The sequence below is a fragment of the Achromobacter sp. NCFB-sbj8-Ac1-l genome, from assembly GCF_052695805.1.
This window is the reverse complement of record NZ_CP199812.1, coordinates 5,608,164-5,619,795: the sequence shown is the minus strand read 5'-3', so window position 1 is coordinate 5,619,795 and position 11,632 is coordinate 5,608,164. Positions and strand designations below refer to the sequence as shown.

9 protein-coding genes are annotated in these 11,632 nt (G+C 69.5%); 6 read left to right on the top strand and 3 right to left on the bottom strand.

Translation table 11 applies throughout. The annotated features are described in order from the left end of the window. Positions 1-177 precede the first annotated feature (177 nt). Positions 178-453, bottom strand: coding sequence for a hypothetical protein (locus ACUDP5_RS25770; RefSeq protein ID WP_263909554.1), 276 nt, complete (start codon positions 451-453; stop codon positions 178-180). A 102-nt stretch (positions 454-555) separates the two neighbouring features. Between ACUDP5_RS25770 and apbC the strand changes: the two genes are divergently transcribed. The 4 genes from apbC (at position 556) to dcd (ending at position 8,055) form a co-directional block, all read left to right on the top strand. After that, the gene (apbC, locus tag ACUDP5_RS25765) at positions 556-1,644 is read left to right on the top strand and encodes an iron-sulfur cluster carrier protein ApbC (RefSeq protein WP_445657544.1); all 1,089 of its coding nucleotides are present in this window, start codon (positions 556-558) and stop codon (positions 1,642-1,644) included. Between the two features lie 3 nt (positions 1,645-1,647). Then, a complete protein-coding gene (locus tag ACUDP5_RS25760; protein WP_263909558.1) occupies positions 1,648-3,540 on the top strand; it encodes an autotransporter assembly complex protein TamA in 1,893 nt (630 codons plus the stop codon). Further along, positions 3,537-7,406 (top strand): translocation/assembly module TamB domain-containing protein, encoded by a 3,870-nt coding sequence (locus tag ACUDP5_RS25755; RefSeq protein ID WP_445657543.1) that lies wholly within the window; start codon positions 3,537-3,539, stop codon positions 7,404-7,406. The genes ACUDP5_RS25760 and ACUDP5_RS25755 overlap by 4 nt, the downstream gene beginning before the upstream one ends. Before the next feature lie 85 nt (positions 7,407-7,491). Next, positions 7,492-8,055, top strand: a complete 564-nt coding sequence (gene dcd / locus ACUDP5_RS25750) for a dCTP deaminase (RefSeq protein WP_025139383.1) — start codon at positions 7,492-7,494, stop codon at positions 8,053-8,055. 42 nt (positions 8,056-8,097) lie between these two features. Here the strand turns inward: dcd and ACUDP5_RS25745 are convergent, their stop codons facing one another. Continuing rightward, positions 8,098-8,949, bottom strand: a complete 852-nt coding sequence (locus ACUDP5_RS25745) for a GNAT family N-acetyltransferase (RefSeq protein ID WP_263909562.1) — start codon at positions 8,947-8,949, stop codon at positions 8,098-8,100. 172 nt (positions 8,950-9,121) lie between these two features. Between ACUDP5_RS25745 and ACUDP5_RS25740 the strand changes: the two genes are divergently transcribed. Next, a complete protein-coding gene (locus ACUDP5_RS25740; RefSeq protein ID WP_263909564.1) occupies positions 9,122-10,357 on the top strand; it encodes a GGDEF domain-containing protein in 1,236 nt (411 codons plus the stop codon). A gap of 12 nt (positions 10,358-10,369) precedes the next feature. On the opposite strand, the gene ACUDP5_RS25735 is transcribed toward ACUDP5_RS25740, so the two are convergent. Next, on the bottom strand, positions 10,370-10,894 hold the full coding sequence (locus tag ACUDP5_RS25735; RefSeq protein ID WP_445657542.1) for a GNAT family N-acetyltransferase: 525 nt from the start codon (positions 10,892-10,894) through the stop codon (positions 10,370-10,372). Between the two features lie 113 nt (positions 10,895-11,007). On the opposite strand from ACUDP5_RS25735, the gene ACUDP5_RS25730 reads away from it, so the two are divergent. Next, positions 11,008-11,460 (top strand): hypothetical protein, encoded by a 453-nt coding sequence (locus ACUDP5_RS25730; RefSeq protein ID WP_263909568.1) that lies wholly within the window; start codon positions 11,008-11,010, stop codon positions 11,458-11,460. The last annotated feature ends 172 nt before the right edge of the window (positions 11,461-11,632 follow it).

The window sequence follows — 11,632 nt, the reverse complement described above, 5'->3', positions numbered from 1 at the left end:
GGCCGGGGCCTGAAACGACACAACCCGCATGGTCGCGGACAGGCGCCAGGCGGGTTGGGAAAGGGCAGCGAAAAACGGGCAGGGTGCCGGTCGGGGGCCGGGACGACGCCGGGCTGGCGGATGCGGCGCGGCTGCCGGTGCGCGGGGCGGGCCGGCGGGGCGCCTGCGAAACCGCGCTTAGCGGATCTCGCGGGCCTCGACGTCGATCACGTCGCCGCGGGGCTGCGTGGCGAACGGGGCGGTGGCGGACTGGAACGGACCCTGGCGGGCGCCCTGGCGCTGGCTCCAATAGGCGCGAACGCCGAAAGGCTTGCCGCGCACCTTGGCAACGACGTACAGGATCGCCACGGCGATCGCCGTGGACAACATGAAGACCAGCGCCATCGCCATGCCGATCAAGGCCAGGGCGGCGAACAAAACGGCACGGAAGAAGCGGATGAGAGTATTGGTCATGAAGGTGGGATGCAAAACGCAGCGAAAGGTTCCCGCGTATTCCGCTATCCTTTAGGGGATGGCGGCCCGCAAAAGCCGCGCTGCCTACGGAACCACAGTGATATGAGTATAACGATAGAACACATCCGCGCCGCGCTGCGCGCCGCGCAAGACCCCAATACCGGCCTGGACCTGGGGGTATCTGTAAAAGATCGTGACATTCAACTGGCGGGCGACCGGGTCGCCCTGACGCTCGAATTGGGCTATCCCGCCGATGCCGTGCGCGACCAGGTGCGCGACATCGCCGTGGCCGCGCTGGCCGCCGCGGGCGCCCCGGGCGCCCAGGTGACGATCACCTGGAAAGTGGCGGCGCATGCCGTGCAGAAGGGCTTGAAGCCCCTGCCGAATGTGCGCAACATTATTGCAGTGGCCTCCGGCAAGGGCGGCGTGGGCAAGAGCACCACCGCCGTCAACCTGGCCCTGGCCCTGGCCGCCGAGGGCGCCAAGGTCGGCCTGCTCGATGCCGACATCTACGGCCCCAGCGTGCCGACCATGCTGGGCATTTCGGGCCGTCCGGAAAGCCTGGACAACAAGAGCATGGAACCTCTGACCGGCCACGGCCTGCAGGCCAACTCCATCGGCTTTTTGATCGACGCCGACGCGCCCGCCATCTGGCGCGGCCCGATGGTCACCCAGGCGCTCGAGCAACTGCTGCGCCAGACCAACTGGCGCGACCTGGACTATCTCATCGTCGACATGCCCCCGGGCACGGGCGACGTGGCCCTGACCCTGGCGCAGAAGGTGCCTGTGGTGGGGGCGGTCATCGTTACCACGCCGCAAGACGTGGCGCTGCTCGATGCGCGCAAGGGCCTGCGCATGTTCCAGAAGGTCGACGTGCCGATCCTGGGCGTGGTCGAGAACATGGCGATCCACATCTGCTCGCAGTGCGGCCACGCCGAACACATCTTCGGCGAAGGCGGCGGCCGTCGCATGGCCGAACAGTACGACATCCCCTGGCTCGGCAGCCTGCCCCTGACGCTGGCGATCCGCGAGCAGACCGACGCGGGCACGCCCACGGTAGTGGCGGACCCCGGCAGCGAAGCCGCGGCCCTGTACCGCGGCATCGCCCGGAAACTCGCGGCGGGCGTCGCGGCGCTTCCCCGCGACATGGCGGGGAAGTTCCCGTCCATCGTCGTGCAGCAGCCGACCTGACGCATGCGGTGGGCAGCCCGGGCCTTTCTGGCTGGACTTTGCATGGTGGGGGGCGAGGCCGCGGCCAAGCGTCCTGAGATCATCGTGGACCCCGGCGGCGTGCCGCCGGCCGCGTTGCAGTCGATCACCGAGGCCGTGAATGCCATCGCGCGCCTGGCCGAAGACCAGGACGGCGGCGAAATCAACCGCCTGCGCCGCCGCGCGCGCGACGCCACGTTGGCCGCGCTGGCCACCCAGGGCTACTTCAGCCCCACCGTCACGCTCGAAGCCGGCACCGACATCGGCGGCGAAACCTGGGACATCGGCATCGTTCCCGGCAAGCGCACGATGGTGTCGTCGGTCGACCTGACCTTCACCGGCCGCATCACCCGCCCGGAATACGCCGCCCGCGTGCAGAAGCTGCGCGACGACTGGCTGCTCAAAGTCGGCCAGCCGTTCATCAACAGCGATTGGAACAAGGCCAAATCGTCCCTGCTGGACAACGTGTCGGTGCGCGACTTCATGCTGGCGCGCATGACCGCGTCCGAAGCCGAGGTGCAGGCCGACACCGCATCGGCCGCGCTGCGCGTCACCATCGACAGCGGCCCGCAGGTGCGCATGGGCGAACTCAGCACCGAAGGGCTTGAACGCGTGCCGAACAAGCTCATCACCCGTTACGTGCGCTATTCGCCGGGCGCGGCCTACGACCAGAACCGGCTGGACGAATGGCAGCAGGACCTGCAGTCCACGGCTTTTTTTCGTGGCGCCTTTGTGGCCTTGCGCCAGCCCGGCAGCGCCCAGCAGCCCGCCGAACCCGCGGCCGACCGGGCTCGCGCGCCGGGGGCGGCCAATGCGGCGGAGTCCGCGCCGGCCGGTGACCCCGTGGTGTCGGGCGCCATGCCTGCGCCGCCCGCCACCTACGATTCCGATGGCGAGGTGACGTTGCCGGTGCAGGTGCGGGTGGTCGAAGCGCCGCCCAAGCGCTTTTCGGTGTCGCTGGGCGTCGACGACGAGGCCGGCGTGCGGCTCGAATCGCTGTACCGCCAGAACGTGGTGTTCGGCCAGCCCGTCACGATGGAATCGGGCTTCAGCGTCGACCGGCTGCAACAGCGCGTCTACACCGACATCTACCTGCCGCCGACCGAGCGCGGCTACAAGGATTCCGTCGGCGTATTGGCGCAGCATTCCGACATCCAGGGCCTGGACGTGACCCGCTACGCGCTGGGCGCCACCCGCAGCCAGGAACGCAAAGGCGCCGGCGACAGCCGCGTCACCTACGAAACGCGCTGGGGCCTGCTGCTGGCGCAAGACCACGTCAAGATCGACGGCGGCGACGAATACACCTTGCCCACCCTGACCGCCACCGGCGAATGGCTGCGGCGCGACGTCGACAACAAATACGATCCGCGTGAAGGCAACCTGATCGCCCTGGGCGGGGGCGTGGGCGTCACGCTCGACACCGGCGAACCCTATACCCGCGCCCGCTTCCGCGCCCAGAAGTGGTGGCCCATCGGCAAGCTGGACGTACTGACCATCCGCGGCGAAGTCGGCCGCGTCTGGGCCAACGGCAATGTGCAGGTGCCGGACGACTTCGGTTTTCGCACGGGCGGCGCGCGCTCGATCCGTGGCTACAAGTATCAGAGCATCGGCCTGAAGCGCGACAACGCCACGGTAGGCGCGCCATCGCTGGTGGTGGGCAGCATCGAGTACGACCACTATTTCAATGAGCGTTGGGGCATGGGCGTGTTCGTCGATGCCGGCGACGCGGCCCAATCCTTCAGCGACATGTCGATGTCGGTGGGCTATGGCGTGGGCGCCCGGGTGCGCACGCCGGCCGGCCCGCTGTTCCTGGACGTAGCCTACGGCCAGCGCGAGCGCGACCTGCGCCTGCACTTCTCGCTGGGGATCGCGTTTTGACGGCGCTGCGCAAGTTCCTGCGCCAGGTGCTGGTCTGGTGGCTGCCGGGCCTGGTCATGCTGGCCGTGCTGGCGTGCAGCTTCGTGTTCTGGCTGCTGGCCTCGCAGACCGGTTCGCGCCTGCTGCTCACCACCGCCGCGCAGCAGCTGGATGGCCAGGCGCTGGACGTGCGCGGTTCGATCCTGCGCGGGCTGGATGTCGGCCGGCTGGACCTCGATGTCGGCGGCACGCGCATCGGCATCAGCGACCTGCGCCTGGATGTGCATTGGCGCGCGCTGGGCGACCGGCTGCTGCACGTGCGCGAGATTTCGGCGCGTACCGTTGACGTGGCGCTGACGTCCAGCGCCGACGCGCCCGCCGAACCGTCGTCCGATGAACCGTTCACCCTGCCGTCGCTGCCGGTGACCATCGCGGTGGACCGCCTGGCGCTGGGCGAATTCCAGTTGCTGCAGGACGGCCAGCCGCTGCCGGTGACCCTGGCGGACCTGGCTGCCACGTTCGCCGCCGGACCCCAGGGCGCGCAGCTGCGCATCGCCAATCTGCGGGTGGGGCACGAGGTGGGCCAGGCCCAGGTCAGCGGCCAGGCCGAATTGCTGGGCTTGTCCGACCCATGGCCCTTCACCGCGCGCCTGGACGTGACGGCGCGGGGCACGGGCCCGGATTCCCCGTTGTGCCAGGCCGATCATTTGAGCGGCAAGTTCGTGCCGGCCGGTCAGGCGCCCGCTGCCAACGCGCAGGCGGACGCGGCCAAGTCCGCACCCAAGGCGCAAGGCGCCGCCAAGCCTGCGTCGGGTGCTGCCAAGGCGCAAGCCGGCGCCGCCCAGCCTCGGGCCGCGGGGGCCAAGTCTCAGGCCGCCAGCGCCAGCCAGGGCAAGAACGAGGGCAAGGCTGCCACCGAATTGGCCGGCCCGCCCGCGCCGGCCTGCCAGGTGGTGCTGCGCGCCGATGCGGCCGGCTCGCTCGACAGCATCCAGGCCAAGCTCGATGGCACTGGCGCCGGCCTGGCGCTGGATGTGGTGGCCGACCTGGCGCCGCGCACGCCCCTGGTGCTGCGCAGCGCCAGGGCCGACGCGCAACTGCCGGACAAGTCGTCCCTGTCGGCGCGTCTGGACCTGCAAGCGGTGCCCGACCGCCCCGGCCGTGACCGCATTGCCGGTACGCTGGGCGCGCGGGGCCTGGACCTGTCGCACTGGCTGGGCGACGCGATTCCGCCGGCCGTGGTCAGCGCCAACGCGCAACTGAGCGCCGAACTTGAAAACCTGAGCCAGCTGCGCCAGGCCGCCATCGACCTGCGTTTCGAAGACGGCGCACGCTGGAACAAGCAGCCGTTGACCGGCACGGTGAAGGCGCAGGTGGACATCGCCGCGCCGCCGGCCCAGCCTGCCGCGAATCCTTCGGTGGCAGGAAACGCTGCCGGGCCCGCCGCGGCGCAACCGTCGGCCAATCCGGCCACGCCCGCCGCCACGCCGGCCGCCGCGGCCACAACCCATAAACCCGCCACGCCCGCCGACGACCTGCTCGCCGGCCTGCGCATCCATGGGCTGGACATCGACCTGAAACTCGGCGCCAACCGCATCCGGGCACAAGGCGAAGTCGGCGAATCCGACGGCGCCCTGACGCTGGACGCCCAGGCGCCCCAGCTGGACGCCTTCTGGCCTGGCCTGCCGGGCGGGGCTGACCTGAAGGGCAAGCTGACCGGCACGCCGGCCGCACACAAGGGCGAATTCACCGCGGGCTACAACCCGCCCAAGCCGCGGCCCGGGGTACTGGGGCAGTCGCGGGCCCAGGCGGCCATCACATTTGCGGGGGGCTGGGGCAAGGGACCCTCGGGGGATGCCGACGCGGCCCTGACCGGCTGGCGCGGCACGTTCTCGCGACTGACGGCCGAGACCGCCGGGTTCACCGTCGCGACCGAACGCCCCGTGACGCTGTCGTATCTGCCTTCGGCGGTCGCGCCGCAATGGCAGTGGCAGGCAGGACAGACCGCGCTGGGCCTGACGCTGCCTGGCAAGGAAAAACTGATCATTGCCCACAAGGGCTCGCGGGGCGATGCCAAGCGGTGGGAAACCGCCGGGCAATCCGACAACCTCGTCATCACCGCCGCCATGGCCCGCCAGGTCATCGCCGCGGTCGACCCCGAGGCGGCGGCCAGGTTGAACAAGGGCCCCAAGCGCGTCAATGCGATGGTGGCCGAGGGGCAGCGGCGTATCGCGCTGGACATCCTGTGGGACCTGAAATTCGACGGCCGGCTGGCCGGCCGCGCCCGCATCGCGCGGCGCGACGGCGACCTGTTGATTCCGGGCGATCCGCCCATCCCGCTGGGCGTGAAGGCCCTGGTGCTGGACTTGACCGCCACGCCCACTTCGGCCAACGCCAGCCGCCTGGACGCCAAGCTGGATCTGGCCACCGACAAGATGGGCAAGATCACCGGCAACGGCACCGCGGTGCTGCTGGTGGACGCCAAGGGCGGCATGGCGCTGGACCCGCGTCAACCCATCCGCGCCAAGCTCGATGCCGACATCGCCGACTTGGCCTGGGTGGGCCTTTTCGTGGGCGACTCGATGGAAATCGGCGGCCAGGTCAAGGCCAACCTCGAGGCCCAGGGCACGCTGGCCGGCAAATGGAGCGCCACGGGCGCGATCCGCGGCGACAAGCTGCGCGTGGTGCGGATCGACGACGGCGTGCGTCTCATCGACGGCACCTTGTCGGCGCGCCTGGATGGGGACAAGCTGGTGCTGGACAGCCTGCGCTTTCCGGCCTCGTTGCGGGTCATGCCGGCCGAATGGCGCACCAAGGAATGGATCACCACCGACCCCGAGGCCAAGGGCGGCTATGCCGAAGCCCGCGGCCAATGGAACCTGATCGACGGCGGGGGCAACGTGCGCCTGACCCTGTACCGCTTCCCGGCGTTGCAGCGCTCGGACCGCTACGCCATGGTGTCCGGCACCGTCGACCTGACGGCCCAGATGCCGCGCATCGATATCGTGGGCGACCTGAAGGCGGACGCCGGCTGGTTCAGCCTGGAAATCCTGCAGGGCGTGCCCTCGCTGGACGATGACGTCAAGGTGCGGCGCGTCGGCGACGACCCCGGCACGGTCTCCACGCCCCTGCAGACCAGCATGAACCTGAAGTTCGACATGGGGCCGCGCTTCTACATCACCGGCATGGGGCTGGACGCCGGCTTGCTCGGGTCGATCCAGATCCTGCTCAACGACGGCCGCCTGACCGGCGTGGGGGCGCTGCGCACCCGCGGCGGCGGCATCGAGGCCTATGGCCAGAAGCTGCGGCTGCGCCGGGGCACGCTGACCTTCCAGGGCCGGCTGGACAACCCGCTGCTCGATATCGAGGCCCTGCGCACGGGCGAGCAGGTCGAGGCCGGCGTGAAGGTCGTGGGCACCGCCCAGCGTCCGCGCATCGACCTGGTGTCCTACCCGGACGTCAGCGACGTCGAAAAGCTATCGTGGCTGCTGCTGGGCCGCGGCCCGGACGAAAGCGGCAGCGACGCGGCCCTGCTGCTGTCGGTAGGCACGGCGCTGCTGGGCGGCGGCCAGCCGTTCTACAAGCAGTTCGGCCTGGATGACGTCAGCGTGCGTACCGGCAACCTGGGCAGTTCCGGCAGCATCCTGCCGGACCGCACCGTGGCCGGCGACGTCAACCGCGACAGCGACAGCCAGCTGGCCACCCAGTTCCTGGTGGCAAGCAAGTCGTTCGCCAACGGCATCACCCTCAGCGTGGAACAGGCGCTGGCCGGCAGCGACACCGTCGGCCGGGCCAGCTACCGCCTGGCGCGGGGCCTGTCGCTGGACCTGAAGGGCGGCTCGGTCAACGGCATCGCGCTGGTCTATCGCACCTTCTTTGGCGATTGACGGGGCGCCGCTCCGGCCCTTTGGGGGACGGGGCGGCGCGCTCGGGATAAAATGAGGCCCGTTCCATCCCAAGCACTCTGCCACCATGAGCATCAAAAGCGACCGCTGGATCCGCCGCCAGGCCGAAGCCGGCATGATCGAACCCTTTGAAGCGGGTCAGGTCCGCACGGCCAATGGCGGGCGCATCGTCAGCTACGGCACCAGCAGCTACGGCTACGACGTGCGCTGCGCCGACGAATTCAAGATCTTCACCAACATCAATTCCACCATCGTCGATCCGAAGAACTTCGACGAAGGCTCGTTCGTGGATTTCAAGGGCGACGTCTGCATCATTCCGCCCAACTCGTTCGCGCTGGCCCGCACGGTGGAGTACTTCCGCATTCCGCGCAGCGTCCTGACCATCTGCCTGGGCAAGAGCACCTACGCGCGCTGCGGCATCATCGTCAACGTGACCCCGCTGGAACCCGAATGGGAAGGCCACGTCACGCTGGAATTCTCCAACACCACGCCGCTGCCCGCCAAGATCTACGCCGGTGAAGGCTGCGCGCAGATGCTGTTCCTGGAAAGCGATGAAGTCTGCGAGACCTCGTATCGCGACCGTGGCGGCAAGTACCAGGGCCAGACCGGCGTCACCCTGCCGCGCACCTGATCGGCGAGCCCCGTCCGACCCGGCCCCGGTCGCGACGGTGTATCAGGCCCTGCGCCCCGGCGCGGGGCGCAGATAATCGATATCCCATTCGCTTTCTTCCACCTGCACGAAGCCGTGCCGGCGGTAGAAGCGGTTCGAGTCGCTGCCGCGCAGCGCGCCCACGCGCACCGGCAGGCCACGGCTGTCGGCATCGCGCAGCAGGCGGTCCAGCACCTGGCCGCCCACCCCCAGGCCTTGCATGGCCGGCACCACATACAGATGGTCCAGCCGCAGCCCGTCGCCGTCCGGGCGCAGGGCATAGAAGCCGACGCGCGCGCCGTCCCGCTCGATGAACCAGGTGTGATCGGGCCGGAAGGTATTGCGCAGCCGCGCTCGCGCCCGCTCGGGGTCGAAGCGGCCCAGGCGTTCCAGGCTGTCCCGCATGGCCTCGATGCGCAGGGCCAGCAGGGCTTCGAAATCGGCATCGGTGACCGGCAGGTCGCGGAGCGAGGCGGTCGTCAGCGCGTCGTAGCCGCGGCCCAGGAACTGCAGGATGCAGATGCCGTGGCCGAACGGATCGCTCAGGTGGGCAATGCGGCCCCATGCATGCGAGACGGCGGCGTCTTCCAGCCGTGCGCCCGCCGTCACCGCCCGTTGCACCGCGCCGTCGACATCGTCGACCACCACGTCCAGGTGCACCGGCGTCCAGTGGCGGTCGTAGTCGCGTGGCTGGCGCACGCTGCCTGCGGCCGGCGTGCCGGCCGCCTTTTCCAGCAGGTAGAGGGGGGCCGAGGCGCCCAGCATCTCGGCGGCCTGGGGGCCCAGGCGTCGGTGCAGCACCAGCCCGAAGGCGTCCCGGTAGAAGGCGATGGCTTGTTCGAGATCGGGAACGTCGATATTGACCAGGATGCGCATGAGGTTTTCCGGCAAGGAGCGTCGCGAAAACATAGCACGACGCCGACCCCGCGCGGCAGGCCCCGCCCAGATCGTTGCTGCGCTAAAGAACCCCGGGCCGTGACCGTAAAAAGAGATATGTGTTTGCCGATTTGGCGACGTCATCTCAGCAAGCGTGAGCAAGGCCCTACCCGTGCGTTACCCCCACATTCCCTGGCTGCCCCTGTTGTTCTATCCTGCGCTGCCGGTATTCGCGGCGGGCGGGCTGCTGCTATGGCAGCAATGGCCGCCTGCATTGACGCAGATCGTGCCTTTCGTGCCCTGGGTCATGGCCTTGGTGGGGGCGGCGATCTGCCTGATGTACCAGCGCTCGCAGACGTTGGCGCTGATGCTCAGCGTGTTGGGGGCGGTGGCCCTGTGGCCCGTCTTGGCCAACCAGGCGCCCTGGGCGCTGGCCCCGGCGCTGGTGTGGTGGTCGCTGGCCTACACCATCAACGCCTTGTGGGCCGAGCGTTCCAGCCTGCTGCTGGACATGGCTGCCCGCATCGGCCTGATGGCGCTGGGGGCGGCCGCCATCGCCCTGGCGGGCAAGGATGGCGTGGCGGACGGGTTCGGCCCGCTGGCGGTGCAAGGCATGCTGGCCCGTCTGGGCCTGCCCGTGCAAGCCCTGGCGGCGCTGCTGGTGACGGGCCTGACGCTGACCCTGCTGCTGCTGCGCTATGGCCGCCCGCAACAGGCCGGCCAATGGCTGGGCTTTGTCTGCATGGCCTGGGCCCTGCCGCGCGGCGCCCAGCATCCGCTGGAGCTGGCCGTGATGGCGTCGGCCGCGCTGACCGCGCTGTCGATTTCGCTGGCGCACGAGGGCTTTCACATGGCGTTCCGCGACGAGCTGACCGGCCTGCCCGGGCGCCGCGCCCTCAACGAACGGCTGCAACGCATGGGCCGCGTCTATACGCTGGCGATGGCGGACGTGGATCACTTCAAGGCTTTCAACGACACGCACGGCCACGACGTGGGGGACCAGGTGCTGCGCATGGTGGCGTCGCAACTGCGCCGGGTGGCGGGCGGCGGCTATGCCTACCGCTACGGCGGCGAAGAGTTCACGCTGGTGTTCCCGGGCAAGACCGCGGTCGAAGCCATGCCGCATCTGGAAACCGTGCGGCGCGCGATCGAGGCCTACCAGATGCGCCTGCGCGACAAGCCGGCGCGGCCCAAGGCGGACCAGGTCGGCCAGCGCCGGCGCGGCGGCCGCGGCGGGCGCAATTCGCGGCCGTTGCGAGTCACGGTCAGCATCGGGGTGGCCGAGCGCGGCGATGCGCTGCGCGCGCCGGATGCCGTCATCAAGGCGGCCGACCAGGCGCTGTACAAGGCCAAGGACGGCGGCCGCAACCAGGTCTGGGCCTACGGCGCGCGCCGTCGCTCGGGTTGAACGGGCAGGGCGCTACCTGCCGGCCAGCGGCAGCGCCATCAGCAGCTCGTCGTAGAGCACGCCGTTGACGCACAGGGCCTCGCATTCGTGGCCGTATTCCTCGAATCCCAACGCGGCGTACAGATTGAAGGCGGCGGCGTTGTTGGCGGTGACGCTCAATTGCACCTGGCGCACGCCACGCATGCCGGCGGCGTGGTCGATGGCCGCACGCATCAGCAGCCGGGCCAGGCCCTGGCCGCGGAAGTCCGGCGCCACATACATGCTCCAGATATGCGCCTTGTGTCGCATCTTCAGCTTGCGTTGCCGCGCCACGCCCACCATGCCGGCCAGCGCGTCGTGCAGGAACACGCCGAACATGGCGCTGTCGTCCGCGGGGGCGATCCAGCCGCGGATATCGTCCAATGTCAGCGTGTGTTCCTCTTCGTAACTTGATCCGAACGCCTCGGGGGTTTCCTGCAAGGCGTCCAGGCGCAATTGCCGCAGGGACAGGGCGTCTGCGGGGGTAAGACGTCGGACAAGTGGGGCGCTGGAGGGCATGCGGGCAAGTGTTGGGAATAGGGAACGGTTCGGGAGCCTACTGGCCAGTATAGGCGGCCGGGTTGCCTATAATGGCCCTAACGCCGCTTGCGGTTTTCACAAAGGAGCCAATGATGTTCGGTTTCCTCAAGATAAACCAGGACGCCAAGCGCGACGAAGTCCAGGAAGAGTTCGTGGCGCGCGTGGCCAACGCCGCGCAAGATTTCGTCCAGGCCGCCGGATCCGCCGGGGCCACGCTCGACTACTCCCCCTCCAGCATCCACGCGCTCGACGCGGCGCTTGAAGCCGCGCACGTCGGCTCGTTGCCCCTGACCCCCATGCAGACCGTCGGCGCGGCCGCCTATCTGTACGAAGTGGCGCGCCGGGCCCACGGTGGCCTGTACGAGGTCTGCGACGACGAAGACCCGGTCGTGCTGGTGTGTGGCGAGCCCGATGCCGAGATCTGCTTCGGCGCCATCGCCAAGGTCGAGCGGCGCATCCGCTACGGTGACGCCGAGGCCATTCCGCCGTACTTCGATGCCTTCACCGCCGCGCTGCGGGCGGGCGAAGCGCGCACCATCCGCTAAGCAGTGCCGCCTTGGGCGGGCCCGGGGACGGGCCTGTCGCGGGCCCCGTCGGGGCCCGTGTGCGGCCATCTTCGGGAAAACCATAGGGCCTGGGGAAAAACCGCCCTACAATTCGGCCATTCCCGCCCACCTGGCGGGACCTTCGCGCCGCCTGTCATCAGACGGTTTTTCA